Consider the following 25,879-nt stretch of genomic DNA (forward strand, 5'->3'; position numbering starts at 1 on the left):
ACACGGGGCATCTTCAAGGGGTACGGTTACGCCGGGTTTCGATGATGTTCGGCAACTGGGATATCCGCCCCAGCAACCGTCCCAATGCATCCAGCCCCGGAATCTCGATGGTCAGGGACATCAACGCCGTGTTGTCCTCTTTGTTCGAGCGGGTGTTGACCGCCAGCACGTTGATCCGTTCGTTGAGCAGCACTTGCGAGACGTCACGCAGCAAACCGGAACGGTCGTAGGCGCGAATGATGATGTCCACCGGATAGGTGAGCACCGGCACCGGGCCCCAGCTGACCTGGATGATCCGCTCTGGCTCGCGTCCGGCCAGTTGCAGCACCGAGGCGCAGTCCTGACGGTGAATGCTCACGCCACGGCCCTGGGTGATGTAACCGACGATCGCATCGCCCGGCAACGGCTGGCAGCAGCCCGCCATTTGGGTCATGAGGTTGCCGACACCCTGGATCTGTATATCGCCGCGCTTGCCCGGCTTGTAGCCGGTGGCCTTGCGCGGAATCAGCTCCAGCTGTTCGTTGCCGCGTTCCGGCTCGACCAGTTGCTGCGCCAGGTTCACCAGTTGCGCCTGGCGCAAATCGCCTGCGCCCAACGCGGCGTACATGTCCTCGGCGGTTTTCATGTTGGCTTTGTCGGCCAGCTTGTCGAAATCCACCGCAGGCAAGCCAAGGCGACTGAGTTCGCGCTCGAGCAAGGTCTTGCCGGCCGCGACGTTCTGGTCGCGGGCCTGCAATTTGAACCAGTGAACGATCTTCGCCCGCGCCCGGGACGTGGTGATGTAGCCCAGGTTCGGGTTCAGCCAGTCGCGGCTCGGGGTGCCGTGCTTGCTGGTGATGATCTCGACCTGTTCACCGGTTTGCAGGCTGTAGTTGAGCGGTACGATGCGCCCGTTGATCTTCGCGCCACGGCAGTTGTGACCGATTTCGGTGTGCACGCGGTAGGCGAAGTCCAGCGGCGTCGCGCCTTTCGGCAAGTCGATGGCGTGACCGTCCGGCGTGAAGATGTACACCCGGTCCGGTTCGATATCGACCCGCAGTTGTTCCGCCAGACCGCCAATGTCGCCCAGCTCTTCATGCCACTCGAGGACCTGACGCAGCCAGGAGATTTTCTCTTCGTAGTGGTTGGAACCGGATTTGACGTCGGTGCCTTTGTAGCGCCAGTGCGCGCAAACGCCCAGCTCGGCTTCTTCGTGCATGGCGTGGGTGCGGATCTGCACTTCCAGCACCTTGCCCTCAGGCCCGATCACCGCAGTGTGCAGCGAGCGGTAGCCGTTCTCTTTCGGGTTGGCGATGTAGTCGTCGAATTCCTTCGGGATGTGCCGCCACAAGGTGTGGACGATGCCGAGCGCGGTGTAGCAGTCGCGCATTTCCGGCACCAGCACGCGCACGGCGCGCACGTCGTAGATCTGACTGAACTCCAGGCCCTTGCGCTGCATTTTGCGCCAGATCGAATAGATGTGTTTGGCCCGGCCGCTGATGTCGGCCTCGACGCCAGTGGCCTGCAATTCGACTTTCAGCTGGTTCATCACATCGGCGATGAAGCGCTCGCGATCCAGACGCCGTTCGTGCAACAACTTGGCGATCTGTTTGTACTGATCGGGCTCGAGGTAACGGAAGGACAAGTCCTCCAGTTCCCACTTGATGTGACCGATACCGAGACGGTGGGCGAGCGGCGCGTAGATGTCGAAGACTTCACGGGCGACGCGGTTGCGCTTCTCGTCGTCTGCGGTTTTCACCGCGCGGATCGCGCAGGTGCGCTCGGCCAGTTTGATCAGCGCGACGCGCACGTCGTCGACCATGGCCACGAGCATCTTGCGCAGGTTTTCGACCTGGCCTTGCGTGCCCAGCACCAGGGATTGACGCGGGCTCAGGCTGGCGCTGATCGCCGCCATGCGCAACACGCCGTCGATGAGTTTGGCGACCACCGGACCGAAGCGCTGGCTCACGGCCGGCAGTTCGATCTGGCCTTCGCGCACGCCGCGGTACAGGACCGCGGCGACCAACGAATCCTGATCGAGTTTGAGGTCGGCGAGAATCTCGGCGATCTCAAGGCCCGTGCGGAAACTCGAGGTCCCTTCGGACCATAGATTCTTCGCCGCATTGGCTTGTTGTTCGGCGGTGCGAGCGAACTCGCACGCGTCCTTCAAGGCTTCGCGATCCAGTGCCAGATCGACACTGACCGCATGATCGAGCCAAGCCTCGAGGTTGATGCTGCCGTCCGTGTTGATCGGCTGGTGTGCTCTCACCTGTACCATCTTGCTTTACCTTCCCTACGACGCAGTTCAATGCGTCAAATCGCTGACCTTCGTTGCCGGGGATGCACTCGCGGGGCCAGGACGAGTGCTGCACGGGCGGGTCAGTCGGACCAGACGAGCCGTCCTAGCTCGCTTCAAATAACGCCATGGCCTCGACATGTGCCGTCTGAGGAAACATATCGAGAATCCCGGCACGTTTTAACCGGTAGCCCTGCTTGATCAATTCGACCGTGTCGCGCGCCAGAGTTGCAGGGTTGCACGACACATACACCAATCGTTCGGCGCCCAGGGCCTTGAGCTTGCGCACCACCTCGAAAGCACCGTCACGCGGTGGGTCCAAGAGTACCGCACAAAAGCCTTCCCGCGCCCATTCGGCATCGGTCACAGGCTGGGATAAATCGGCCTGAAAAAACGTCGCATTATGCAGATTGTTGCTAGCGGCGTTTGCAGCTGCCCGCTCGACCATAGCCTGCACACCTTCGACCGCCACCACTTCGCGAACGGCTTTGGCCAGCGGCAAGGCAAAGTTGCCCAACCCACAGAATAGATCGAGAACACGTTCATCCGCTGTCGGCTTCAGCCAGTCCAGCGCCTGGGCGACCATGGCTTCATTGACCGCCGCGTTGACCTGAATGAAATCTCCCGGCCGGTACGCCAGGTTCAAATCCCACTGTTCAAGGCGATAGCCCAACGACTGATCGGCCTCGACCGGTTGCGGTTCACCTTCGCCATGCAGCCACAATTGAGCTTCATGAAACGCGCAGAAATCCTTGAGGATCGTCATATCGGCGTCGGACAACGGCGCCATGTGTCGCAGCAACACCGCCAAGGACGAACCACTGAACAATTCCACATGCCCCAGCGCCTGAGGTTTGCTCAAGCGCCGCAACATCTCCGGCAAGCGGGTCATGATCGGTTGCAAGGGCTGTACCAGCACCGGGCATTCGTTGATTGCAACGATGTCCTGGCTGCCCGCCGCGCGGAAACCGACTTCGAGCTTTTTCGCTTTCATGTCCCAGCGCACCGCTACACGGGCGCGACGGCGGTAAGCGAACTCCGGACCGCTCAACGGCGCTGCCCACTCTTCAGGTTCGACACCAGCGACCTTGGACAATTGCTCGGCGAGCATGCGCTGTTTCAGGGCGAGTTGTTCGGTATGAGGCAGATGCTGAACACTGCAGCCACCACAGCGACCGGCATGCGGACACGGCGCCGGGCGACGCATTTCGCTGGCCTGGAAAACGCGCTCGGTGCGTGCCTCGACCACTTTGCCGTGGGCCCCCAACACGCGCGCCTCGACTTCTTCACCGGCCAATGCGCCGAGAACGAACCAGGTACGACCTTCGAAAAACGCGATGCCGCGACCGTCATTTGCCAGGCGCTCGATGGTCAGGCGCTGCTTTTTGCCGGTCGGAATTTGCGGGGCCTTGCTGCCGCCGGTGGGCTGGAAGCGCAGGCCTCTCTCGTGCTTGGCCATCAGTTGGGCGCGTCGAAAATGCCGGTCGACAAGTAACGGTCGCCACGGTCGCAGATGATCGCGACGATCACCGCGTTTTCAACTTCTTTGGACAGGCGCAGCATGGCTGCCACGGCACCGCCCGAGGACACGCCGCAGAAGATGCCTTCTTCGCGGGCCAGGCGACGGGTCACGTCCTCGGCTTCGCTTTGCGCCATGTCGACGATGCGGTCCACGCGATCGGCCTGGTAGATCTTCGGCAGGTATTCCTGCGGCCAGCGACGGATGCCCGGAATCGCCGAGCCTTCCATCGGTTGCAGACCGACGATCTGCACGCGGTCACTCTGCTCTTTCAAGTAGCGCGACACGCCCATGATGGTGCCGGTGGTGCCCATCGAACTGACAAAGTGAGTGATGGTGCCCTCGGTCTGGCGCCAGATTTCCGGGCCGGTGGTGGTGTAGTGCGCTTCCGGGTTGTCCCCGTTGGCGAACTGGTCCAGCACCTTGCCACGGCCTTCGGCTTCCATTCGCTGAGCGAGGTCGCGAGCGCCTTCCATGCCTTCTTCCTGGGTCACCAGAATCAGCTCGGCGCCATAGGCCGTCATCGCGGCCTTGCGCTCGGCGCTGGAGTTGTCCGGCATGATCAGGATCATCTTGTAACCCTTGATCGCGGCGGCCATGGCCAGGGCGATCCCGGTGTTGCCCGAGGTCGCTTCGATCAGCGTATCGCCGACGTGGATCTGCCCGCGCAACTCGGCGCGGGTGATCATCGACAGCGCCGGACGGTCCTTGACCGAACCCGCCGGGTTGTTCCCTTCGAGCTTGAGCAAAAGGGTATTGCTGGTGGCACCGGGCAAGCGCTGCAAACGGACCAGCGGAGTGTTGCCGACGCAATCGGCGATGGTTGGGTACTGCAAGGTCATGGCGTATTCGCAATCCAGACTGCGGGGGCGCCTATCATACCGGCAAACGTTGGAAGGCCATATCACGCAAAGTGCGGTGCTTATGGCTTATGGGAATAAGCGGCTGGCTCAGTACTGGCCTGCCTGCGCAACATTCGCGGCCAAGCTCGATCAGAAATTCCTTGAGGCGTGCCGGCAAGTCCTGATGCAGATCGGTTTCGGCATGGGTACCGGGCATGTAGTGTCGCGGAATATCTCAAGTGCCAAGGGGTGGGTTTGTTTCAGTACGGCGGAGACTTTTGCCGGTTGGGTGACGCTTCGCTCAATCAGGGCAGCCTTGAACTGTCGCTCAAGCTCGCGCTTCGACCATTTCTCCTGTACTGCCATGCGCAGGTAGAACTCGCGTTCTTCCGGGTGTTCACTCTGGCTTAGGACAATCATGTTATGAGTCCAAGGCAATTGCCTCACCAGTGGTGCAATGTTGTTCACTTAAGAGTGTCTTGAATCAAAGGAAACTTGTGGCGAGGGAGCTTGCTCCCGCTTGAGTGCATAGCACTCACAAAACTCGGCAATAGTTGTCAGATTTTTGGGGCCGCTATGCAGCCCAGCGCGAGCAAGCTCGCTCGCCACAAAGGTATGCACGATCCAAGAGCGCGCTTAAGTGAACAGCATTGCACCAGTGGTGAGACTTTTAAAATATCGGCGGTGGCTGGCGGGTTCTTCGCAAGCAGGCTAACTCCCACAGGAATAGCGCTACTCACACAATGTGTGGCCGCCCCACATCCACTGCGGGAGCGGGCTTGCCCGCGATGACGTCATCACTGACAAACCCATCATCGGCCAATAGCCACATATTCAACCGCAACCCGGAACCCGCGTTCTCAGCCCAAAGCCGCCCGCCCTGCCGCTGCACTGCATTCCTGGCAATGCTCAACCCCAACCCGAACCCACCATTTCCGGGCCGCGACCCATCGAGCCGGGTGAAGGGCGAGAAAATCCGCTCCAGATCCTCTTCCGCCACCCCGCCCCCCTCGTCCTCGAGCCACAGGTGCCAGTGATCCCCCTCGCGCCGCCCATCCAAACGCACAACACCGCCTTTGGGAGAATGACGAATGGCATTGCGCAGGATGTTTTCCAAGGCTTGCGCCAGGGTATTGAGATTGCCGCGCACCCAGCAGGAGGAATCCACCGCACATTGCAACTGGCCCACCGGGCAACAACTTTCATAGCAGGCGTTTTCCGTGAGCATTTCCCACAGCGCCTGAATCTGGATCGCTTCGTCGGGTAGCGGTGAGCGCTCGGTGTCGAGCCAGGCCAGTTGCAGCGTGTCCTCGACCAGACGCTGCATGCCATCAACTTCGCGGCCAATGCGTTCGCGCAGTTGCGTCAGACTTTGCTCGCCCTCGCTGGCCACCCGCAAACGGCTCAACGGCGTGCGCAGTTCATGGGACAGGTCACGCAGCAGCTGTTGTTGCAGGGCCACCGTGCTCTGCAGGCGTTCGGACATATGATCGAACGCGCGGCCCAGCTCACCCAGTTCATCTGAACGATTGGTGGTGCGATGTGACAGACGCACGCCCAGTTGATCGGCACGCCAGGCATTGGCCTGCTCGCGCAGTTGATTGAGGGGAACCACCAGCAATCGATACAACCCGACACACAGCAACAAGGTGAACAGCCCGGGAATCACGCCGTTGGTGATCACGCGCCAGAACACTCGGTAACGCCCAGGCATGAAACGCTGGGGCAATTCGATCACCAGGCTGCCGGCCGACGAGTCGCCGGGAAACGGTACGCGCAACCAAGGCAAGCGTTTTTTGTGAATAGGCCAATCGAGACCGCGCAGGAAGGTCAGGTGCTGGATTTCCGGGCCCGTCAGCGGCTGGCTGCTCAATGACTGTAAATCACCACCGATAACGCCCGCCCAACCCGCTTCACGCTGGCGCATTTCCTGTAGCCAGGCATCGACACCGGCACTCTGCCCCTGTTGCCACGCCTGCTCGGCTTCGGCGGCATAACGCGCCAGTGTGCGTCGGGCTTCGTCCGACAAAAACTGGTTGCGCTCTTCCATGTAGCGGCCCCAGGACCAGCTCAACCAGATCATCAGCAGACAGAACGCCACCAGCAGACAGGCGAGTTTCCAGAACAGCGAATGCCGGCCCGGCAGGTCAGACCATTTCATCGGCGGCACTCAAGACATACCCCTTGCCCCAGACCGTGCGCACTTCCCGCTCGGTGTAGCCGATGGCCTTGAGCTTTCTGCGGATCTGGCTGACGTGCATGTCGAGGCTGCGGTCGTGGGCCGCATAGCCCCGTTGCAGCACGTGTTGATAAAGGAAGGCCTTGCTCAACACTTCATCGCCGTTGCGGTTGAGCGTGTCCAGCAAGCGGTACTCGCTGCGGGTCAGGCCGGCGGCGTGTTCGCCATAGAACACGTCGAAGCGTTCATCGTCGAAATGCAGGCTGTCCGCCGCCACGGCAACAGGCGCGGGCGCGGGGCGACGATCCAGTGCGACGCGGCGCAGGATCGCTTCGATACGCACGCGCAATTCGGCCATGCTGAAGGGCTTGGGCAAGTAGTCATCGGCGCCGAGGCGGAAACCGCTGATGCGATCCGCCTCGGCCCCCAGCGCCGACATCAGCACCACCGGGGTGGAATGGCTCTGGCGCAATTGGGTCAGCACGTTCAGTCCGTTCATGCCCGGGAGCAGAATGTCCATCAACACCACATCGAAGGCTTGTTTACGAGCCATCGCCAGCCCCTCCTGCCCGTTCTGGCACCAGGTCACCTGAAAACCGCTGCGGCCCAGCTGCTCGTGAACATAGGCACCGAGCACCAGATCGTCTTCGATGGAAAGAATGCGGGGATGGACGACAGAAATGGGAGTCATGAGTATCTGCAAATAATTCTCAGTTGGCGATTATTCAAGATTGCCTCGCCGGGGGCAACCCAAGGTTTTCCCGCGACACCAAAGCATTGAACGGCCCGACGAATGACGTCATCAATTTTACGAAGATTGCCCGCAAGCAAATCGCTACACTGCGCAAGTGGCGCGTGCCGGATGTACGCGCAGGTCCTAAATGGCTGGATGCAGGAGAAAGGCGTGCTCAAGAAACTGGGAATTAAAGGCCGCGTGCTGTTGCTGACCTTGCTTCCGACCAGCCTGATGGCCCTGGTGCTGGGCGGTTATTTCACCTGGATGCAGCAGTCCGACCTGCAGACCCAACTCATGCAGCGTGGCGAAATGATCGCCGAGCAGCTCGCGCCTCTCGTGGCCCCGGCCATGGGTCACAAGGACACCGAACTGCTGGAACGCATCGCCACGCAATCCCTGGAAACCGCAGACGTGCGCGCGGTGACGTTCCTCGCCCCGGACCGTACGCTGCTCGCCCATGCCGGTCCGACCATGCTCAATCAGGCGCCATTGGGCAATGGCTCGCAGATGCTGCGCCGCAGTGGCAATGATGCGACGCGTTACCTGCTGCCAGTGTTCGGCAAGCATCGCAATCTGGCCGGCGACCTGATTCCCGAGGAAGCCGACCGCCTGCTGGGCTGGGTCGAACTCGAACTGTCCCACAACGGCATGCTGCTGCGCGGTTATCGCAGCCTGTTCGCCAGCCTTTTATTGATCGGCGCGGGCCTCGCCGGTGCGGCGCTGCTGGCGTTGCGCATGGGCCGGACCATCAACCGGCCGCTGAGCCAGATCAAGCAAGCGGTGGCGCAACTCAAGGATGGCCATCTGGAAACCCGCCTGCCGCCGCTCGGCAGTCAGGAGCTGGATGAGCTCGCGTCCGGCATCAACCGTATGGCCGGCACCCTGCAAAACGCCCAGGAAGAATTGCAGCACAGCATCGACCAGGCCACCGAAGACGTGCGCCAGAATCTGGAAACCATCGAAATCCAGAACATCGAGCTGGACCTGGCGCGTAAAGAGGCCCTGGAAGCGAGCCGGATCAAATCCGAGTTCCTGGCCAACATGAGCCATGAAATCCGCACGCCGCTCAACGGCATTCTCGGTTTCACCCACCTGCTGCAAAAAAGCGAGCTGACCCCGCGCCAGCTCGATTACCTGGGCACCATCGAGAAATCCGCCGACAGCCTGCTGGGGATCATCAACGAGATCCTCGACTTCTCGAAAATCGAGGCCGGCAAGCTGGTGCTCGACCATATTCCGTTCAACCTGCGCGATTTGCTCCAGGACACCCTGACCATCCTCGCCCCGGCCGCCCACGCCAAACAGCTGGAGCTGGTGAGCCTGGTGTATCGCGACACGCCGCTGTCGCTGGTCGGCGATCCGCTGCGACTCAAGCAGATCCTCACCAACCTGGTGAGCAACGCAATCAAGTTCACCCGCGAAGGCACGATCGTCGCCCGCGCCATGCTCGAAGAAGAACACGAAGACAGCGTGCAGCTGCGCATCAGCATTCAGGACACCGGCATCGGCCTGTCGAACGAGGACGTGCGGGCGCTGTTCCAGGCTTTCAGCCAGGCCGACAACTCGCTGTCCCGGCAACCCGGCGGCACCGGTTTGGGATTGGTGATTTCCAAGCGTTTGATCGAACAGATGGGCGGCGAGATCGGCGTCGACAGCACACCGGGCGAAGGCTCCGAATTCTGGATCAGCCTGAGCCTGCCGAAAACCCGTGACGATGCCGAAGACCTGCCCGGTCCGCCGCTGCTCGGGCGTCGCGTGGCCGTGCTGGAGAACCACGAACTGGCGCGTCAGGCGTTGCAGCATCAACTGGAAGACTGTGGCCTGGAAGTGACGCCGTTCAACACCCTGGAAAGCCTGACCAATGGCGTGACCGGCGCGCACCAGACCGATCAGGCGATCGATCTCGCCGTGCTCGGCATCACCAGCAACGACATGCCGCCGGAACGCCTGAACCAGCACATCTGGGACCTCGAACACCTCGGCTGCAAGGTGCTGGTGCTGTGCCCGACCACCGAACAGACGCTGTTTCACCTTTCGGTGCCCAACCCGCACAGCCAGCTTCAAGCCAAACCGGCCTGCACCCGCAAGCTGCGCCGGGCCTTGTCCGATCTGGTCAATCCGCGCCAGCAACGCAGCGACCCCGGCGAACCGGTGTCCAGCCGTGCGCCGAAGGTGCTGTGTGTGGACGACAACCCGGCCAATCTGTTGCTGGTGCAAACCCTGCTTGAAGACCTGGGCGCCAAGGTTCTCGCAGTGGAAAGCGGTTACGCCGCGGTCAAAGCGGTGCAGACCGAGACGTTCGATCTGGTGTTGATGGACGTGCAGATGCCCGGCATGGACGGGCGCCAGAGCACCGAAACCATTCGCCAGTGGGAAAGCGAACGGCATTGCACGCCATTGCCGATCGTGGCCCTCACCGCCCACGCCATGGCCAACGAAAAACGCGCGCTGCTGCAAAGCGGCATGGACGATTACCTGACCAAGCCGATCAGCGAACGGCAACTGGCGCAGGTGGTGTTGAAGTGGACCGGCCTGGCGCTGCGCAATCAAGGGCCGGATCGTTCCAGCGACAGCCATGGCGGCAGCCACGAGTTGCAGGTGCTGGATCACGAAGAAGGGTTGCGCCTGGCTGCCGGCAAGGCGGATCTGGCAGCGGACATGCTGGCGATGTTGCTGGCGTCCCTGGAAGCCGACCGCGAAGCGATCCGCGTGGCCCGCGAGATCAACGACCACAATGCCTTGATCGAACGGGTGCATCGCCTGCATGGCGCGACCCGTTATTGCGGCGTGCCGCAACTGCGCGCGGCCTGCCAGCGCAGCGAAACCCTGCTCAAGCAACAAGACCCGAAAGCGCCCGGCGCACTGGAAGATCTCGACCGCGCCATCAATCGCCTGGCGGCTCATGCCCGTATAAATGCTTGACGCAGCGCAAGGAGGCCGGACACCACTGCGCCAGGCTCCCACAGGATCGGGACAAGGAGAAAAATATGCGTACGATTCTTTTCAGCAGCCAGACCTACGACCGCGACAGTTTTCTCGACGCCGACCTCCCCGCCGGCATCGAGCTGCACTTTCAATCCGCGCGACTGAGCCTGGACACGGCGGCGCTGGCGGAACATCACGAGGTGGTCTGCGCTTTCATCAATGATGACCTCAGTGCGCCGGTGCTCGAACGTCTTGCGGCCGGCGGCACACGCCTGATAGCCCTGCGTTCGGCCGGGTACAACCATGTCGACCTTGCGGTAGCGAAGCGTCTGGGGTTGTCGGTCGTGCGGGTTCCGGCCTACTCGCCCCATGCCGTGGCCGAGCATGCGGTGGCGTTGATCCTGGCGCTCAACCGGCGCCTGCATCGCGCCTACAACCGAACTCGCGAAGGGGATTTCAGCCTCCATGGGCTGACCGGGTTTGACCTGGTGGGCAAGACGGTCGGCGTAGTCGGCACGGGGCAGATCGGCGCGACCTTCGCGAAAATCATGAACGGTTTCGGCTGTGAGCTACTGGCTTACGACCCTTACCCCAATCCGCAGGTCGAAGCCCTAGGCGCACGTTATCTGAGCTTGCCGCAGCTGCTGGCCGAGTCGCAGATCATCAGCCTGCATTGCCCGCTCAACGCACAGAGCAAACACCTGATCAACCGCGAATCACTGGCGCACATGCAACCTGGTGCCATGTTGATCAACACCGGGCGTGGCGGTCTGGTGGACACGCCAGCGCTGATCGACGCGTTGAAGGATGGTCAACTCGGTTATCTGGGGCTGGACGTGTATGAGGAGGAAGCGCAGCTGTTCTTCGAGGACCGATCCGATTTGCCGTTGCAGGATGATGTGCTGGCACGCCTGCTGACCTTCCCGAATGTGATCGTCACCGCACACCAGGCCTTCCTCACCCATGAAGCCCTGGGCGCCATTGCCGCGACAACGTTGCAGAACATTGCAGCCTGGGCGGCGGGCAATCTGCAAAATCAGGTCGAGGCTGGCTGAACCGGATCGAAGGTCACTTCCCTGCGCGGTGCGGCGTCGATGTCCGTGCTAGCATGCCGCGCATATTTGGAGGACCCATGGTCGAACACGATTTCCGCTATAGCCTGATGAACCCGCAACACACCCTCACCGAATGCCGCGCCCTGGTGCCGGGGCGTTATCAAGTCACCGGCAACGGTGGCTCGATACGCAACAATGACGTGCTGGTCGTGACCCTCAAAGGTGCCAAGGACTTGTCCATGCGCCTGACCGTCGAAACGGTTCGCCACCTGATCAACCCGCCCGGCCAATGGGTCGCGGTGGCCAGTGGCCCGGTGTTCGGCGAACTGGCGATCCACACCTGGAAAGTCAACTGCGACAGTTGTGCCAAAGAGCTCAGCTTCGAGTTCGCGGTGGATGCCAAGCTGGGCAACAAGGCCGAAAAACCCGCCGCTACTGCGCGGATTGCGGAGTTGGGCTGGAAGTCGGTCGGCGAGAAACACCTGTGCCCGAAATGCCAGGAGCCTGCGTGATGAAACGCCTTGCCCTGACCGCGATGGTCGGCGCCAGCCTGCTGGGCTGCGCCGCTGAACCGGTGCAATTGCAGCAGAATCGCAGCTACATTCTGGAATGGATCGGCGAACGTCCGCTGATGGATTACAGCCACCTGACCGTCACCCTCGGTGAAGACGGTCGCGCCTACGGCAATGGCGGCTGCAATCACTGGTTCGCACCGTACACGCTCGACGGCGACAAGCTGAGCTTCGGCAAGGTCGGCAGTACTCGCAAACTGTGCGCGCCAGCGCTCATGGAACAGGAAAAGCGCTTCCTCCAGGCCCTGGAAAACGTACAGCGCTGGGATGTTTCGCCAATCGACCAGATGCGCTTCTGGCCGGCTGAAGGCAAGCCGTTGCGTTGGTGGCTTGAAGAGGGGTAAATCCCCTCTGCCGAACCCAGGTGATTTACTGTGGCAGGAGCTTTTGTGGCGAGGGGATTTATCCCCGTTGGACTGCGCAGCAGTCCCTTTTTTGGGGCCCTTCGCGACCCAACGGGGATAAATCCCCTCACCACAAAAGCCCCCTGTCCACAAAAGCCCCTGCGTAATCAGTTGGTCGCCTGCAACGCCTCAAGCTTCGCCATCACCCCCGCCGCCGTCTGCTCGCCCATCAGCTGTTCGCGCACCTTGCCCTTGTTATCGATGATGTACGTCACCGGCAACGCCTCGCTGCGCGGCAATTCAAACAGCTCCGCCGGATCCGACGCCAACACAGTGAACCGGATCCCCAGTTTCTCACTGGCAGTTTTCAGCTCTTCGCCCTGCACATTGTCGAAGTTGACCCCGAACACACCGATCTTCCTGTCCTTCAACTGATCGGCCAGCCCGTTCAGTTCCGGGATCTCGGTCCGGCACGGACCACACCATTCGGCCCAGTAATTGAGCACCAGCCATTGTTTGTCCAGACGTTCGGCGGCGACTTTATGGCCGTTCTGATCGATGCCATAGTCGTTGCCGCAGCCCCCCAGTATCAGCGTTCCGAAGATCGCCAGTGCCGCTGCCAGTCGCCTTGTCATGTCGTGATCCTTGTTCAAAATTGAATGCGCCTGCGACCCATCGCCTCCCAAGGTTCTGGATTACGCGCTGCACAGTTAGAATAGCCGCCACCTTACGCAAGATGCGACCCGCCCATGACCGATCTGACGCTTTATCACAACCCGCGCTGCTCGAAATCCCGCGGTGCGCTCGAACTGCTCGAAGCCCGTGGCCTGACCCCGACCGTGGTCCGCTACCTCGAGACCCCGCTGGACGCCCCGCAATTGCAGGGCCTGCTGAAAAAGCTCGGCCTCAACGCCCGGCAACTGCTGCGCACGGGTGAGGACGAGTACAAAACCCTCAACCTCGCCGACGCCAGCCTGAGCGAGGCGCAATTGATCGCCGCCATCGCTGCACACCCGAAACTCATGGAGCGGCCGATTCTCGAAGTCGGCGACAAAGCCATCATCGGCCGTCCGCCGGAGAACGTGCTGGAGTTGCTGCCGTGAGCGCGCCGTACATTCTGGTTCTGTATTACAGCCGCAGCGGCTCGACCAATGAAATGGCCCGGCAGATCGCCCGTGGTGTCGAGCAGGCCGGGATGGAAGCGCGCCTGCGCACCGTGCCGGCAATCTCCACCGAATGCGAAGCGGTGTCACCGGACATTCCGGACGAAGGCGCACTGTACGCCAGCCTCGACGACCTGAAAAACTGCGCCGGCCTGGCCCTTGGCAGTCCGACGCGCTTCGGCAACATGGCTGCACCGCTCAAGTATTTCCTCGACGGCACCAGCAACCTGTGGCTGACCGGTGCCCTGGTGGGCAAACCGGCCGGTGTGTTCACCTCCACCGCGAGCCTGCATGGCGGCCAGGAAACCACGCTGTTGTCGATGATGCTGCCGTTGCTGCACCACGGCATGCTGATCACCGGCCTGCCTTACAGCGAATCCGCGCTGCTGGAAACCCGTGGCGGCGGCACGCCGTACGGCGCCAGTCATCACGCCGGCGCCGATGGCAAACTCGGTTTGAATGAACATGAAGTGGCGCTGTGCCGGGCCTTGGGTCTGCGGCTGGCGAAGACTGCGCAAAAGTTGGTGGGCTGACATGGCCAAAAAGCCGAAGGTGCTGCCTTCCATTGAATGGCTCGAACCACGGGTTCGGGCGATGCGCGTCATCAATCTGCTGTGCTACTTCGGTCTGGTGGGATTGCTCTGCGTCTACTACCTGATGGTCGCTGACCTGCATGGCGCGCGACCGTGGGTGATTTTGCTGATCGAACTGGTGCCGCTGCTGTTGCTGGCGCCGGGGATGATCATCGGCAGCGCGCGCGGGCATTCGTGGATGTGCTTTGTGGTGAACCTGTATTTCATCAAGGGCGCACTGGCCGCGTATGACCCGAACCGACAGCTGTTCGGCTTGCTGGAGATGGGCGCGAGCCTGGCGGTGTTTTGTTCGGCGCTGCTGTATGTGCGGTGGCGGTTTCAGTTGAACCGCAAGTTGGCGGGTGAAGGCGAGACCTCCGCCGCCTGACAGATAGCAATCGCCAGCAGGCGGGCTCCCACATTGGATCTGTGGCGTACACAAGTCCCCTGTGGGCGCCAGCCTGCTGGCGATGGCAACAACTCGGTATCAATGATTGACGGTGTAAGCCAGCATCATTGAAATCTGGCTCATCGGCCGCCCACCGCTTTCCTCATGCCACTGATTGAACACCCCCTGCACCGTCGCCAGGTCCCGCAGGCTGGTCGGTACCTTGTCGACGATCTTCTGCGCGTTCAACGCCGCCACCACATCGTAGCTCGGCACAAACGTGTCCTTGCCGACCATCCGCAAGAACCGCGGTGCCGACAACCCACCCAGTTGATGCCCGCGTTTTTTCAGGTACGTCCACAACCCGACGATATCCATCACCGGCCAATCAGCGATCAACGCGCCAAAGCTGCCCTGCTCATGCGCCACGTCCAGCACGAACTGCGCATTGCGCGGCACGCTCTTGAGTTTGCCGAGGTGGCGGATGATTCGCGCGTCCTGCATCAGGCGTTCAAGGTGTTCGGCGCTCATCAGCACGACTTTTTCCGGGTCGAACTTGAAGAACACTTCTTCGAAGGCCGGCCACTTGGCGTCCACCAGGCTGTGCTTGAGCCCGGCGCGGAACACGCGCAGCGCCATGGTCGAGAGGTAGCGGTCGTCGCTGATCTTGCGCAATTGCGCCGCGGTCTTGGGAACGGGCAGATGGGCTTCCAGTTCAGCTGCTGAACCGAAGCGGTTCAGACAGTATTCGTGCAGCCACTTGTAATCGCGCATGCCCTCTCCTGACGAGTAAGTAAATAGACCACTTGTGGGAGCCAGCCTGCTGGCGATGGCGGCGGGACAGTCAACGTCTGCCCCACCGCTCTCGCCAGCAGGCTGGCTCCCACAATGATTGTGTTTAGAGGTTTAAAACGTTGACGAAGCGCGAAGCCGCCGTTTCATCGATCTTGAGGCTGGTGAAGTCGAACAGGTTGCGGTCCGCCAGTTGCGACGGGATCACATTCTGCAGGCTGCGGAATATGCTTTCGGTACGGCCCGGCGTCTTGCGCTCCCAGTCCTGCAGCATTTCCTTGACCACCTGACGCTGCAGGTTTTCCTGAGAACCGCAGAGGTTGCACGGGATGATCGGGAACTGCTTGAAGTCCGAGTAGGCCTGAATGTCTTTTTCGTTGCAGTAGGCCAGCGGGCGGATCACCACGTTGCGGCCGTCGTCGGCACGCAGCTTCGGCGGCATGGCCTTGAGCGAGCCGTTGAAGAACATGTTGAGGAAGAACGTCTCGACGATGTCGTCGCGATGATGACCGAGGGCCATTTTGGTCGCGCCGATTTCATCGGCAAAGGTGTAGAGCGTGCCACGACGCAGGCGTGAGCACAGCGAACAGGTGGTCTTGCCTTCCGGGATCAGCTCCTTGACCACCGAGTAAGTGTCTTTCTCGACGATGTGGTATTCGATGCCCAGGGTCTTGAGATAAGCCGGCAGCACGTCTTCAGGGAAACCCGGCTGCTTCTGGTCCATGTTCACGGCGACGATCTCGAACCTGATCGGCGCGACCTTCTGCAAATGCATCAGCACATCGAGCATGGTGTAGCTGTCCTTGCCACCGGACAGGCAGACCATGACCTTGTCGCCGTCTTCAATCATGTTGAAATCGGCAACGGCCTCACCGGCCTGACGGCGAAGGCGCTTTTGCAGTTTGTTCTGGTTGACCGTGAGAGTGCCCATGACGCGAAATCCGTGAGGTGTGACGAAAGGCCGGCATTTTACGCAAAAACCCGCTTTCGGCGAATAGCCTGAACCCAGCATACCCCTCTGTGGTGAGGGAGCTTGCTCCCGCCGGGTCGCGCAGCGGCTCCAAACCATCCACCCTCGTTGTGTCAGGTATACCGCGTCGGCTGTTTTTGCGACTGCTGCGCAGCCGAGCGGGAGCAAGCTCCCTCGCCACAGGAGGGTGTACAAGTCCCAGCGGCAATTAACAGCTGTGTTTACAGCGCGATTTGCTCTAACGCCTCTGCACTATTGCAAGTAACTCCTTTCTATACTGCGACATAAGGTCGCACACATATCCAGACCTTTACTTACTTGGCCACTTTGGCCTGTAGGCGCTCCGCTGGGGGGCGACGGTAAAAACAAGAGGAGTGACTGGCATGATCCATCACGTAGTGGGGCTCTTCACCCACCCCGACCAGGAATGGAAAGAAATCCGTGGCGACCAAGAGGAAAGCATCAGCCACATGTACCTGACCCACACGCTGATTCTGGCGGCGATCCCCGCCGTGTCGGCGTTTATCGGCACCACACAGGTCGGCTGGGTCATCGGCAATCGAGCGCCGGTGATGTTGACGACAGAAAGCGCGCTATGGATGACGATCATGTCGTACCTGGCGATGCTCGGCGGCGTTGCCGTGATGGGTGCGTTCATCCACTGGATGGCGCGCACCTATGACGCCAATCCGAGCCTGGCCCGTTGCGTTGCGTTTGCGACCTATACCGCGACCCCGCTGTTCATTGGCGGCCTCGCGGCGCTTTACCCACACATGTGGCTGGGGATGATCGTCGGAACGGCGGCCATCTGCTACACGGTGTACCTGCTGTATGTGGGGCTACCCACTTTCATGAACATTCCATCGGACGAGGGATTCCTGTTTTCGAGTTCGGTGCTCGCCGTAGGGCTGGTGGTGCTGGTGGCCATTATGGCGTTCACGGTGATTGTCTGGGGACTCGGCGTGGGGCCGGTCTATACGAATTAGCAACACACCACCCAAAAACAAGATCTGCCAACTCAGGCCGCCGCAAGGCGGCCTTCTAATGCGTGGGGGGAACGACCACTCGGCACCTGAGCGATTCGCAAGCCACGAAGGTTGCGGCATACTCGACGTCTCTGGAGATCCATCAAGCATGCCCGAGCAACTCAATACCCGCGTCGAAGACTGTTTCCAACAAGCCGAATCCTTTTTCAAACGAACCTTCAAACGCCCCGTGGTGAGCCTCAAGCTGCGCGGGCAGAAAGCCGGCGTCGCGCATCTGCACGAGAACCTGCTGCGCTTCAATCCGCAGTTGTACCGGGAAAACACCGAAGACTTCCTCAAACAGACCGTGGCCCATGAGGTCGCACACCTGATTGCTCATCAACTGTTTGGCGATCGTATTCAGCCTCACGGTGAGGAATGGCAACTGATCATGCGCGGCGTGTATGAATTGCCGCCCAATCGTTGCCACACCTATGACGTCAAGCGTCGCAGCGTGACCCGCTATATCTACAGGTGCCCGTGCGCCGGCAGTGATTTTCCGTTTTCGGCGCAGCGGCACAGCCTGGTGCGACAGGGGCGGCGGTATTTGTGCCGCCGATGCCGGAACACGTTGGTGTTCAGTGGAGAGATGCGGGTCGAGTAGCTGGATTTGTGGTGTTTGGGCCGACCTCATCGCCAGCAGGCTGGCTCCCACAGGGAATCATTGATACGCCATAGATCCATTGTGGGAGCCAGCCTGCTGGCGATGGCGGCCTTACAGTCACTAAAGAATCACCTTGGCACGCCGCAACTCGGCAATCCGCTCAGCACCCAATCCCAACTCCCCCAACACCTGATCCGTATGCTGCCCCAGCGCCGCACCCATATGCCGAGGCTCGGGCAACCCGTCCGAAAATTTCAACGGACACGCCATCTGCGCCTGGCTTGTCCCGTCCCCCCGCGGCACCTCGGTCACCACGTCCCGAGCGCTCAACTGCGGATGCCGGACCGCTTCGCTCAAGGTCAACACCGGCTCGACGCACGCGTCCATTTCGGAAAACAGCGCACACAACTCGGCAAAATCGTGTTTCTCGAATTCGGTCTTCAGCGCGTCCTTGAGCTTCTTTTGCTGGGCAGGTTGAGGCGACAAGCCCAGGGCCGCCAACTCCTCAAGCCCCAACGCCGTGCACAGCTGTTTCATGAAGGCCGGCTCCAGACTGCCCACCGATAACCAGCGGCCATCCCGCGACCGGTAATAATCGTAAAAGCTGCCGCCATTGAGCATCTGATCTTCCCTGCCCGGCTCCTCGCCGCAGGCCAGATAACCTGCACCGGCCATGGCGTTCAGGCTGAACGCGCAGTCGGTCATGCTCACATCCAGATGTTGCCCCAACCCGCTCTGCTGCCGGGCGATCACCGCTGCCAGCAGGCCTATCACGCCGTGCAACGAGCCACCGGCGACATCCGCCACCTGCATGCCCAAGGGTAACGGACCGTTCTCGACGCGGCCGGTGTAGCTCGCCAGCCCCGACAGCGCCAGGTAATTGATGTCGTGGCCGGCGCGGTCCTTGTAGGGGCCGGTTTGCCCGTAACCGGTGATCGACACGTAGATCAGCTTCGGATTGATCGCCTTCAGCGCTTCATAGCCCAGACCCAGGCGTTCCATGACGCCGGGGCGGAACTGTTCCAGGACAATGTCGTAGTCCTGCAACAACTGCTTGATGATCTCCAGCGCCTCGGGCTGCTTGAGGTCCAGTGCGAGGCTGCGTTTGTTGCGATTGAGGTAGGCGTGACTGGCCGACACGCCCTGGTCATGGGGCGGCAGCACACGCAGCAGGTCCATGCGGGTCGGCGATTCGATGCGCAACACCTCGGCGCCCATGTCGGCCAGTAACAGCGAGGCAAACGGCCCCGGCAGCAGTGTCGAGAAATCCAGAACCTTGAGTGATGCCAGTGGGCCGAGCATGAGCGATCTCCGTGAACGATGCTTCCAGCCTAGGCAGGCAACGCGATTGCAGCAATCACCTGATGTGTCAGCAACTGTGACCGTTACGCTCAAATCGCAGGCATGAAAAAACCCGCCGAAGCGGGTTTCTTCATGACAACGCGTGTTACTTGACGTTGCTTGGGGTTGGGCCTTCGGCCACGCCCAGGTCGTCTTCTTCACGAGTGTCGGAGATACCGCGACCACCGGAAGCCAGCTCTACTTGCAGCTTGTCTTCGTCCAGCTCGTTCACCCACTTGGCCACGACCAGGGTCGCAACAGCGTTACCAACCAGGTTGGTCAGTGCACGGGCTTCGGACATGAAGCGGTCGATACCAAGGATCAGCGCCAGGCCGGCAACCGGCAGGTGGCCAACGGCGGACAGGGTGGCGGCCAGCACGATGAAGCCGCTGCCGGTTACGCCCGCAGCACCTTTGGAGGACAGCAACAGCACCAGCAACAGGGTGATCTGGTGGGTGATGTCCATATGGGTGTCGGTCGCCTGAGCGATGAACACAGCGGCCATGGTCAGGTAGATCGAAGTACCGTCGAGGTTGAACGAATAACCCGTAGGAATCACCAGACCCACAACGGATTTCTGTGCACCCAGGCGTTCCATCTTGATCAGCATGCGTGGCAAAGCCGATTCTGAAGACGAAGTACCCAGCACGATCAGCAGTTCTTCACGGATGTAGCGAATCAATTTGATCACGCTGAAGCCGTGTGCGCGGCAGATGCCGCCCAGTACGACGAGCACGAACAGGACGCAGGTGATGTAGAAGCAGATCATCAGTTGACCAAGCTGTACCAGCGAGCCCACACCGTAAGCACCAATGGTGAAGGCCATGGCACCGAAGGCACCGACCGGCGCGAGCTTCATGATCATGTTGATGATGTTGAACATCACGTGAGCGAAGCGATCGATAAAGTCCAGGACCGGCTTGCCGTATGCACCCAGGCGATGCAGGGCGAAACCGAAGATCACCGAGAACATCAGAACTTGCAGGATATCGCCGTTGGCGAAAGCGCCGACGATGGTGTTCGGGATCACATTGAGGATAAAGGCGACGATGCTCTGGTCTTTACCGGCCGAGATGAAGCCAGCGATTTTGCTGGTGTCCAGAGTCGTTACGTCGATGTGCATGCCGGCGCCCGGTTGCACGACGTTGACCACGACCAGACCGATCAGCAAGGCGATAGTGGAAACGATTTCGAAGTACAACAGCGCATAACCGCCGGTCTTGCCGACCGATTTCATGTTCTGCATGCCGGCGATACCGCTGACGACCGTACAGAAGATGATTGGCGCGATGACCATTTTGATCAGTTTGATGAACCCGTCACCCAGCGGCTTGAGGGCCACACCGGTCTGCGGGTAGAAGTGACCAAGCAGGATGCCGATGGCGATGGCAACGATCACCTGGAAATACAGGGATTTGTACAGTGGCTGACGAGTCGTCATTGCAAAGTTCCTCAAGAGTGTCCCGAGACAACATCCATCTGTTGTCAACGAGCCCTCATTTGCGAACCCTCCTGCACTGGAGGGATTTGTTTTGTCGAGCTGCGCAACGGCAGGCTTCTGCTCGTTGTATCGCAAGTGGCGTGCCACCTTGGCCAAAACAACCGCAAGCCTTTGACATCAGGGGTTACAGGTTCAACGCGTTATAGATTCGCTAAACAACAGTGGCGGATTTCCGCCCATCCGCCCAACCTCGTCCTGCAATTTGGCGGATATCCGCCTTGTCCATTGCCGGACCCGACGACTACCATCCGTCGTTCAATAGACGGACCTGCCTTCTATGCGCGAACGCACCATTGCCAGTCATTTCGCCCGTGCCGCCCTCGGTGGCGCGCGTCGGCTGGGTCATGATTGTTCAAACCTGTTGCAACAACTCGGTATCAGCCCCGAGTTGCTGGAAGAACCGCGTGCGCGCATTGCGCCTGAGCAGTTCACCCGTTTGATCCAGGGATTGTGGCTGGCACTCGACGACGAGTACCTCGGCTTCGGGCCGGTCCCGAGTAAAACCGGCAGTTTCGCGATGATGTGCCATGCGCTGATTCACTGCCGCAATCTCGATAGGGCACTGCATCGCGGCTTACTGTTTTACAGCCTATTCCCCGGTGGTCCACGTCTGGCCCTGACCCGCGAAGACGAAATGATCCGCCTGAGCCTCGACGATTCGCAGTTTTGCGACCCGGACCATTTCCTCACCGAGAGCCAGTTGATGGTCTGGCATCGCCTCGGCAGCTGGCTGATCGGCCAGCGCATCCGGCTGGAGCAGGCGACGTTCAGTTACCCGCGACCCGCGCACGGCGCCGAATACGACTTGCTGTTCCCCTGCCCGATGGAATTTTCGGCGGCGCAGAGCAGCCTGGTATTCCACAGTCGCTACCTGCATATGCCGTTGTTGCAGGACGAGCGCACCCTCAAGCATTTCCTCGAACGCTCACCCGCCGACCTGTTGTCGCGCCCCGACGACGGAGACAGCCTGAGCAGTCAGTTGCGCCGCTTGCTCAGCCGCGACAGCGCTCGCTGGCCGGACCTGGAAACGGTGGCCGCCCATCTGCACATCAGCCCGCAGACGCTGCGTCGGCATTTGCGTGAAGAGGGCTCGAGTTTTCAGGAGTTGAAGGATCAGTTGCGCCGGGACATCGCGATTTATCACTTGGGTCGTGCGGACCTGTCGTTGCAGCAGATCGCCGAGCAGTTGGGGTTTTCCGAGCCTTCGGCGTTTCACCGGGCGTTCAAGAAGTGGACCGGGCTGACACCGGGGGCTTATCGCGCCCAGGAGAGCTGATTTTTTGTAGTGAATTTACGGGCCTCACGCGGGCTTGCCCGCGAAGAGGCCCGAAAGAACACTAATGAATTCAGGTCAAGCCACCGGAAAATGAATCCGGAACGCTGCACCGCCCATGGGTGAATCACCCAGGGTCAACTTGGCGTTGTAGCTCTCGATGATGTCCTTGACCACCGCCAACCCGATCCCCTGCCCCGGATGCTGACGGTCCAGCCGCTCGCCGCGCTGCAGAATCCGCGCACGCTGATCCGGCGGCACACCCGGCCCGTCGTCCTCGACGCACAACTCGATCCCGCTCAAGGTTTCGCGCACGCTGATGCGCACTTCGCCGAGGCACAGGCGATAGGCGTTCTCCAGCAAGTTGCCCAGCATTTCCAGCAAGGCACCCTGCTCGATCGGCACATAACAGTGTTCCGGAAGATCGAAGGCCACCCGCACGCGCTTGTCGCGGTAGACCTTGTCCAGCGTATCGCAGAGGCTTTGCAGCACCGGCCGCAGCCGCACCTGATGGCGCACCAGACCGCTTTTGCGCAGGCTGGCGCGCTGCAACTGATAGCTGATCTGTTGGCTCATACGCTCGATCTGGGTTTGCAGCACCCAGGCCTGATCACGATCCTCCGGGCGCTGCGCCATGTCCTCGCTAACCCCCTGCAACACGGTCAACGGGGTTTTCAGGCTGTGGGCCAGATCGTCGAGGGAATCGCGATAACGGCTGCGTTGTTCACGCTCGCTGTGCAGCAAGCGGTTGAGGGAGCCGGTCAGGCGCAGCAGTTCCCGCGGGTGCTGTTCGCTGAGGCTTTCGCGGGTGCCGCTTTCGATTTCGTCGAGTTCCTGGCTGAGCCGACGCAGCGCCTGCAAACCCCAGGTCAGGCCGATCCACAGCAAGGCGAGCAGCACCAGCAGCGCGGCGCCGAAGCCGAGGTAAAGATTTTCCCGCAGCCCCTCGAGGGTGACTTCGTACTCGCGCACCGGTTGCAGCGCAACGATGCTGAACGCCGCACTTTTGCCGCCGAGCAGTTTGACTTCGACGTCATAGACGAAGAATTCCTGACCGTCGGCTTCTCTGATCCTCGCGAACTCGTTACCGCGCCCGTCATAACGCGGTTTGTAATTGATGTTCTCTTCCCGAGTACCCTTCGAGCGCCACACCAGGTGCCCTTCGCGGTCATAGATGTAGCCGAGCAAACGGCTGTCGGTGAGGTTGAAGCGCTCATCGGGCAACTGCGCCGGCATCTGCAGGTGATTGCCCTCGACCCGGGCGGCGGAGATCAGCGTGGTGACGTCCGACGCCAGGCGTTGCTCGATGGAATCCTGCAACGCGAGACTGAACGCGCCCTGCATCGCCGGCAACAACGCCAGCATGAACAACACCGCCAACAGGGTGGCGGCAAGCATCAAACGGACACGAAGAGAACGAATCAAGTGCAGCGCTCATTGAACAGGTAGCCGAGGCCTCGCACGGTGTCGATCGGCTTGAATCCGGCCGGCCCCTCGAGTTTGCGGCGCAGACGGCCGACCAGCACTTCGATCACGTTCGGATCGCGCTCGTCGTCGTCCGGGTAGAGCTGTTCCATCAAGCGGTCCTTGGCCACCACTTGCTGGTGGTGACGCATCAGGTACTCGAGAATCCGGTACTCATACGCGGTCAGCGCCAGCGGCTGTTCGTCGAGGGACGCCTGTTTGCGGTTGAGGTCAAGCAGCAACGGCCCGGCGACGATGGTCGACTGGGTGAAGCCGCTGGAGCGGCGCAACAAGGCATTCAGGCGCGCATCCAGCTCCTCGAACTGGAACGGCTTGACCACGTAATCGTCGGCACCGGCGGCCAGGCCTTCGACTTTGTCCTGCCAGTTGCCGCGCGCGGTGAGGATCAGGATCGGGAAGGCCTTGCCCCGTGAACGCAATTGGCGGATCAAATCGAGCCCACCCATGCCCGGCAAACCGAGGTCGATCACCGCCAGGTCATGGTTGAACTGCTCGGTCTGGTACAGCGCCTCTTCGGCGTTGGCCACGGACTCGACCACGTGGCCACTGTCCGTCAGGCGGGTTTGCAGGTGATGGCGCAACAGCGCTTCATCTTCGACGACCAGCAGTTTCATGACGCTCTCCTACGCAAATCGATATCTCCAACAGCTGGTTTCGTCAGGCAGTTAAGCCGCGGAATATGTGGGAGCGGGCAAGCCCGCCCCCACATGAATTGCGCTTATCTGACTGGCAATGCCTCTCAGAAAGCGTAGTTGGCGGACAGGTATGTCTGGGCGCTGCTGGTCAGGTCCAGCGAGCCCTGTTTGCTGCCACCGCGCTCGCTCATCTCGGTGCTGGCATTGCTGCGCAGGTAACGGTAACCCAGTTCGACCGAGGTGTTTTGCGAAACCTGTTGCAACACACCCAATTGGCCGCCGACGGCGTAACCGATGTCGCTGTCGCGGCTGAAGCCTGGGGAATCCTGGGTCAGTTTGGTCAGACCGGCCGTGGCGCCGCCAAACAGTTGGGTGCTGCCGCCTACCGGATAGAACAGATCGTAGCTGCCCAGCAGGTTTTCCTGACGCAGTTTAATGCCATTGTGCGAGCCCGACACGTTGTCGTAAGTGGCGTAGTAGCGGCCCTGGCTGTTTTGCTGGCCCAGACGCAATCCCCAGGTATTGTCCTTGCCGATCACGCCGTCGGCGTTCGGGTTGTTGAGGTTGGTGTTCAGGGCGTTGGACTTTTTGACCTTGTCGCTGGTCTGTCCAAAAGTAAGGCTGGCAAAGTTATCGTCCGCCGCGTGGGCGGCTACGCTTGCACCCAAGACGGTGAAAGCCAGAAGCAGTTTCTTGAAGGTAGTCATCGGGAAGTTTCCTCATGCGCTTGTGCTTTTCGGGTATGGCGCAAGGTTACTCACCTGGCCCTGAACTCCCCCTGAACGCACTCTGAACCTGAGCTGAACCGAATCGCACCGGCTGTTTTAACCACTTTCTGCAGGAGATCCGACGATGCGCGTATTCCTCGCTTTGCTGTTACTGGCCTTGAGCGGGCTCAGTCAGGCCGCTATCAAGACTCTGGAGATTCCTTATCAGAGCCCCGACGGCACGAAGCTGATCGGTTATTACGCCTACGACGACGCGATCAAAGGCCCACGCCCGGGCGTGGTGGTGGTGCACGAGTGGTGGGGGCTCAACGACTACACCAAGCGTCGCGCCCGTGATCTGGCCGGTTTGGGTTACAGCGCGCTGGCCATCGACATGTACGGCGACGGCAAGAACACCGAACATCCCAAGGACGCCATGGCGTTCATGCAGGCCGCGTTGAAAGACAGCGCTGCGTCCAGCGCCCGCTTTCAGGCCGGGCTCGATCTGTTGAAGAAACAGGCGCAAACCGATCCGGACAAAGTGGCTGCCATTGGTTATTGCTTTGGCGGCGCGGTGGTACTGAATGCGGCACGTCAAGGCTTGCCACTGGCGGGCGTCGTGAGTTTCCACGGCGCGCTGGCGACAAAAGCGCCGGCGACCCCGGGCAGCGTGAAGGCAAAAATCCTGGTCGAGCACGGGGCGCTGGACAGCATGGTCACGGCAGATAACGTGGCGGCGTTCAAGGCCGAGATGGACAAGGCCGGGGCCGATTACCAATTCGTCAGCCTTGAGGGGGCCAAGCACGGGTTCAGCAACCCGGACGCGGATCGCCTGGGCCATGGCGATCATGGCGGTCCGGATATTGGTTACAACAAGGCCGCGGATGAAAAGTCGTGGGCGGACATGCAGGCGTTCTTCAAGAAGATTTTTAGCTGAGTAGGTAAACCCTGTAGCAGTGGGCTTTTGTGGTGAGGG

24 protein-coding genes and 1 pseudogene are annotated in these 25,879 nt (G+C 60.8%); 11 read left to right on the forward strand and 14 right to left on the reverse strand.

The annotated features are described in order from the left end of the window. Nucleotides 1-13 precede the first annotated feature (13 nt). The 6 genes and pseudogenes from relA to ACM6I5_RS29055 form a co-directional block, all read right to left on the reverse strand. Complete coding sequence (gene relA, locus ACM6I5_RS29030) at nt 14-2,257, reverse strand: GTP diphosphokinase (protein ID WP_414885158.1); 2,244 nt, start codon at nt 2,255-2,257, stop codon at nt 14-16. Nucleotides 2,258-2,381: 124 nt separating this feature from the next. Continuing rightward, complete coding sequence (gene rlmD, locus ACM6I5_RS29035) at nt 2,382-3,734, reverse strand: 23S rRNA (uracil(1939)-C(5))-methyltransferase RlmD (RefSeq protein WP_414885159.1); 1,353 nt, start codon at nt 3,732-3,734, stop codon at nt 2,382-2,384. Next, nucleotides 3,734-4,636, reverse strand: coding sequence for a cysteine synthase CysM (cysM, locus tag ACM6I5_RS29040; RefSeq protein WP_414885160.1), 903 nt, complete (start codon nt 4,634-4,636; stop codon nt 3,734-3,736). Before cysM ends, rlmD begins: the two co-directional genes overlap by 1 nt. 127 nt (nt 4,637-4,763) lie before the next feature. Then, nucleotides 4,764-5,095 (reverse strand): annotated as a pseudogene (locus tag ACM6I5_RS29045) (DUF1016 N-terminal domain-containing protein); the annotation flags it as partial. A gap of 277 nt (nt 5,096-5,372) precedes the next feature. Next, complete coding sequence (locus ACM6I5_RS29050; protein WP_414885161.1) at nt 5,373-6,797, reverse strand: histidine kinase sensor domain-containing protein; 1,425 nt, start codon at nt 6,795-6,797, stop codon at nt 5,373-5,375. After that, a complete protein-coding gene (locus tag ACM6I5_RS29055) occupies nt 6,784-7,506 on the reverse strand; it encodes a response regulator transcription factor (RefSeq protein WP_414885163.1) in 723 nt (240 codons plus the stop codon). Before ACM6I5_RS29055 ends, ACM6I5_RS29050 begins: the two co-directional genes overlap by 14 nt. A gap of 213 nt (nt 7,507-7,719) precedes the next feature. Here ACM6I5_RS29055 and ACM6I5_RS29060 point away from each other — a divergent pair, with 213 nt between their 5' ends. The 4 genes from ACM6I5_RS29060 to ACM6I5_RS29075 all read left to right on the forward strand — a co-directional run bounded on the left by ACM6I5_RS29060 (nt 7,720) and on the right by ACM6I5_RS29075 (nt 12,447). Then, nucleotides 7,720-10,473 (forward strand): response regulator, encoded by a 2,754-nt coding sequence (locus ACM6I5_RS29060; protein WP_414879084.1) that lies wholly within the window; start codon nt 7,720-7,722, stop codon nt 10,471-10,473. A 65-nt stretch (nt 10,474-10,538) separates the two neighbouring features. Further along, complete coding sequence (locus tag ACM6I5_RS29065) at nt 10,539-11,531, forward strand: 2-hydroxyacid dehydrogenase (protein WP_017340175.1); 993 nt, start codon at nt 10,539-10,541, stop codon at nt 11,529-11,531. A gap of 77 nt (nt 11,532-11,608) precedes the next feature. Then, nucleotides 11,609-12,043 carry a hypothetical protein gene (locus ACM6I5_RS29070; RefSeq protein ID WP_017340176.1) on the forward strand — a complete coding sequence of 145 codons (435 nt, stop codon included), beginning with the start codon at nt 11,609-11,611 and terminating at the stop codon, nt 12,041-12,043. After that, a complete protein-coding gene (locus tag ACM6I5_RS29075) occupies nt 12,043-12,447 on the forward strand; it encodes an META domain-containing protein (RefSeq protein WP_017340177.1) in 405 nt (134 codons plus the stop codon). The genes ACM6I5_RS29070 and ACM6I5_RS29075 overlap by 1 nt, the downstream gene beginning before the upstream one ends. A 167-nt stretch (nt 12,448-12,614) precedes the next feature. Here ACM6I5_RS29075 and ACM6I5_RS29080 read toward each other — a convergent pair whose 3' ends face one another. Further along, on the reverse strand, nt 12,615-13,082 hold the full coding sequence (locus ACM6I5_RS29080) for a TlpA disulfide reductase family protein (protein WP_017340178.1): 468 nt from the start codon (nt 13,080-13,082) through the stop codon (nt 12,615-12,617). Nucleotides 13,083-13,196: 114 nt separating this feature from the next. On the opposite strand from ACM6I5_RS29080, the gene arsC reads away from it, so the two are divergent. From arsC to ACM6I5_RS29095, 3 genes are read left to right on the forward strand one after another with little or no spacing between them, the layout of a single operon-like run. Continuing rightward, nucleotides 13,197-13,550 carry an arsenate reductase (glutaredoxin) gene (gene arsC, locus ACM6I5_RS29085; protein ID WP_017340179.1) on the forward strand — a complete coding sequence of 118 codons (354 nt, stop codon included), beginning with the start codon at nt 13,197-13,199 and terminating at the stop codon, nt 13,548-13,550. Further along, nucleotides 13,547-14,143: an NAD(P)H:quinone oxidoreductase gene (gene wrbA / locus ACM6I5_RS29090; RefSeq protein WP_017340180.1), complete on the forward strand. Its 597-nt coding sequence runs from the start codon at nt 13,547-13,549 to the stop codon at nt 14,141-14,143. The genes arsC and wrbA overlap by 4 nt, the downstream gene beginning before the upstream one ends. 1 nt (nt 14,144) lies before the next feature. Then, nucleotides 14,145-14,570 (forward strand): DUF2069 domain-containing protein, encoded by a 426-nt coding sequence (locus ACM6I5_RS29095; protein WP_414885164.1) that lies wholly within the window; start codon nt 14,145-14,147, stop codon nt 14,568-14,570. Nucleotides 14,571-14,669: 99 nt separating this feature from the next. Here ACM6I5_RS29095 and ACM6I5_RS29100 read toward each other — a convergent pair whose 3' ends face one another. Next, on the reverse strand, nt 14,670-15,344 hold the full coding sequence (locus ACM6I5_RS29100) for a DNA-3-methyladenine glycosylase I (protein ID WP_414885165.1): 675 nt from the start codon (nt 15,342-15,344) through the stop codon (nt 14,670-14,672). 124 nt (nt 15,345-15,468) lie between these two features. Next, nucleotides 15,469-16,293, reverse strand: coding sequence for a tRNA 2-thiocytidine(32) synthetase TtcA (gene ttcA / locus ACM6I5_RS29105; RefSeq protein ID WP_414879081.1), 825 nt, complete (start codon nt 16,291-16,293; stop codon nt 15,469-15,471). A gap of 422 nt (nt 16,294-16,715) precedes the next feature. On the opposite strand from ttcA, the gene ACM6I5_RS29110 reads away from it, so the two are divergent. Continuing rightward, nucleotides 16,716-17,318 (forward strand): Yip1 family protein, encoded by a 603-nt coding sequence (locus ACM6I5_RS29110; protein WP_017340184.1) that lies wholly within the window; start codon nt 16,716-16,718, stop codon nt 17,316-17,318. 148 nt (nt 17,319-17,466) lie between these two features. After that, complete coding sequence (locus tag ACM6I5_RS29115) at nt 17,467-17,961, forward strand: SprT family zinc-dependent metalloprotease (protein ID WP_017340185.1); 495 nt, start codon at nt 17,467-17,469, stop codon at nt 17,959-17,961. A gap of 120 nt (nt 17,962-18,081) precedes the next feature. Here the strand turns inward: ACM6I5_RS29115 and ACM6I5_RS29120 are convergent, their stop codons facing one another. Together ACM6I5_RS29120 and ACM6I5_RS29125 are read right to left on the reverse strand one after the other, a co-directional pair. Further along, the gene (locus ACM6I5_RS29120) at nt 18,082-19,263 is read right to left on the reverse strand and encodes a CaiB/BaiF CoA transferase family protein (protein WP_414885166.1); all 1,182 of its coding nucleotides are present in this window, start codon (nt 19,261-19,263) and stop codon (nt 18,082-18,084) included. A gap of 145 nt (nt 19,264-19,408) precedes the next feature. Continuing rightward, a complete protein-coding gene (locus ACM6I5_RS29125) occupies nt 19,409-20,743 on the reverse strand; it encodes a dicarboxylate/amino acid:cation symporter (RefSeq protein ID WP_017340187.1) in 1,335 nt (444 codons plus the stop codon). A 337-nt stretch (nt 20,744-21,080) separates the two neighbouring features. Between ACM6I5_RS29125 and ACM6I5_RS29130 the strand changes: the two genes are divergently transcribed. Continuing rightward, the gene (locus ACM6I5_RS29130; protein WP_017340188.1) at nt 21,081-22,079 is read left to right on the forward strand and encodes an AraC family transcriptional regulator; all 999 of its coding nucleotides are present in this window, start codon (nt 21,081-21,083) and stop codon (nt 22,077-22,079) included. Nucleotides 22,080-22,154: 75 nt separating this feature from the next. Here ACM6I5_RS29130 and ACM6I5_RS29135 read toward each other — a convergent pair whose 3' ends face one another. The 3 genes from ACM6I5_RS29135 to ACM6I5_RS29145 form a co-directional block, all read right to left on the reverse strand. Then, complete coding sequence (locus tag ACM6I5_RS29135; RefSeq protein WP_414885167.1) at nt 22,155-23,501, reverse strand: ATP-binding protein; 1,347 nt, start codon at nt 23,499-23,501, stop codon at nt 22,155-22,157. Further along, complete coding sequence (locus tag ACM6I5_RS29140) at nt 23,498-24,175, reverse strand: response regulator (protein ID WP_017340190.1); 678 nt, start codon at nt 24,173-24,175, stop codon at nt 23,498-23,500. The genes ACM6I5_RS29135 and ACM6I5_RS29140 overlap by 4 nt, the downstream gene beginning before the upstream one ends. A 125-nt stretch (nt 24,176-24,300) precedes the next feature. After that, nucleotides 24,301-24,903: a hypothetical protein gene (locus ACM6I5_RS29145; protein WP_414885168.1), complete on the reverse strand. Its 603-nt coding sequence runs from the start codon at nt 24,901-24,903 to the stop codon at nt 24,301-24,303. A gap of 145 nt (nt 24,904-25,048) precedes the next feature. On the opposite strand from ACM6I5_RS29145, the gene ACM6I5_RS29150 reads away from it, so the two are divergent. After that, a complete protein-coding gene (locus tag ACM6I5_RS29150; protein ID WP_414885169.1) occupies nt 25,049-25,840 on the forward strand; it encodes a dienelactone hydrolase family protein in 792 nt (263 codons plus the stop codon). Nucleotides 25,841-25,879 lie beyond the last annotated feature (39 nt).

This window comes from Pseudomonas sp. IT-P171, from assembly GCF_949767765.1.
GTDB classification, from domain to species: Bacteria; Pseudomonadota; Gammaproteobacteria; order Pseudomonadales; family Pseudomonadaceae; genus Aquipseudomonas; species Aquipseudomonas fluorescens_B.

What these genes read in the sequence shown, in the direction of transcription:
- ACM6I5_RS29125 (WP_017340187.1), bottom strand. Translation starts at nt 20,743, where the DNA reads ATGACGACTCGTCAGCCACTGTACAAATCCCTGTATTTCCAGGTGATC.
- ACM6I5_RS29140 (WP_017340190.1), bottom strand. Translation starts at nt 24,175, where the DNA reads ATGAAACTGCTGGTCGTCGAAGATGAAGCGCTGTTGCGCCATCACCTG.
- relA (WP_414885158.1), bottom strand. Translation starts at nt 2,257, where the DNA reads ATGGTACAGGTGAGAGCACACCAGCCGATCAACACGGACGGCAGCATC.
- ACM6I5_RS29050 (WP_414885161.1), bottom strand. Translation starts at nt 6,797, where the DNA reads ATGAAATGGTCTGACCTGCCGGGCCGGCATTCGCTGTTCTGGAAACTC.
- arsC (WP_017340179.1), top strand. Translation starts at nt 13,197, where the DNA reads ATGACCGATCTGACGCTTTATCACAACCCGCGCTGCTCGAAATCCCGC.
- ACM6I5_RS29065 (WP_017340175.1), top strand. Translation starts at nt 10,539, where the DNA reads ATGCGTACGATTCTTTTCAGCAGCCAGACCTACGACCGCGACAGTTTT.
- ACM6I5_RS29080 (WP_017340178.1), bottom strand. Translation starts at nt 13,082, where the DNA reads ATGACAAGGCGACTGGCAGCGGCACTGGCGATCTTCGGAACGCTGATA.
- ACM6I5_RS29130 (WP_017340188.1), top strand. Translation starts at nt 21,081, where the DNA reads ATGCGCGAACGCACCATTGCCAGTCATTTCGCCCGTGCCGCCCTCGGT.
- rlmD (WP_414885159.1), bottom strand. Translation starts at nt 3,734, where the DNA reads ATGGCCAAGCACGAGAGAGGCCTGCGCTTCCAGCCCACCGGCGGCAGC.
- ACM6I5_RS29095 (WP_414885164.1), top strand. Translation starts at nt 14,145, where the DNA reads ATGGCCAAAAAGCCGAAGGTGCTGCCTTCCATTGAATGGCTCGAACCA.
- ACM6I5_RS29150 (WP_414885169.1), top strand. Translation starts at nt 25,049, where the DNA reads ATGCGCGTATTCCTCGCTTTGCTGTTACTGGCCTTGAGCGGGCTCAGT.
- ACM6I5_RS29075 (WP_017340177.1), top strand. Translation starts at nt 12,043, where the DNA reads ATGAAACGCCTTGCCCTGACCGCGATGGTCGGCGCCAGCCTGCTGGGC.
- ACM6I5_RS29055 (WP_414885163.1), bottom strand. Translation starts at nt 7,506, where the DNA reads ATGACTCCCATTTCTGTCGTCCATCCCCGCATTCTTTCCATCGAAGAC.
- ACM6I5_RS29145 (WP_414885168.1), bottom strand. Translation starts at nt 24,903, where the DNA reads ATGACTACCTTCAAGAAACTGCTTCTGGCTTTCACCGTCTTGGGTGCA.
- ACM6I5_RS29100 (WP_414885165.1), bottom strand. Translation starts at nt 15,344, where the DNA reads ATGCGCGATTACAAGTGGCTGCACGAATACTGTCTGAACCGCTTCGGT.
- ACM6I5_RS29120 (WP_414885166.1), bottom strand. Translation starts at nt 19,263, where the DNA reads ATGCTCGGCCCACTGGCATCACTCAAGGTTCTGGATTTCTCGACACTG.
- ACM6I5_RS29115 (WP_017340185.1), top strand. Translation starts at nt 17,467, where the DNA reads ATGCCCGAGCAACTCAATACCCGCGTCGAAGACTGTTTCCAACAAGCC.
- ACM6I5_RS29110 (WP_017340184.1), top strand. Translation starts at nt 16,716, where the DNA reads ATGATCCATCACGTAGTGGGGCTCTTCACCCACCCCGACCAGGAATGG.
- cysM (WP_414885160.1), bottom strand. Translation starts at nt 4,636, where the DNA reads ATGACCTTGCAGTACCCAACCATCGCCGATTGCGTCGGCAACACTCCG.
- ttcA (WP_414879081.1), bottom strand. Translation starts at nt 16,293, where the DNA reads ATGGGCACTCTCACGGTCAACCAGAACAAACTGCAAAAGCGCCTTCGC.
- ACM6I5_RS29070 (WP_017340176.1), top strand. Translation starts at nt 11,609, where the DNA reads ATGGTCGAACACGATTTCCGCTATAGCCTGATGAACCCGCAACACACC.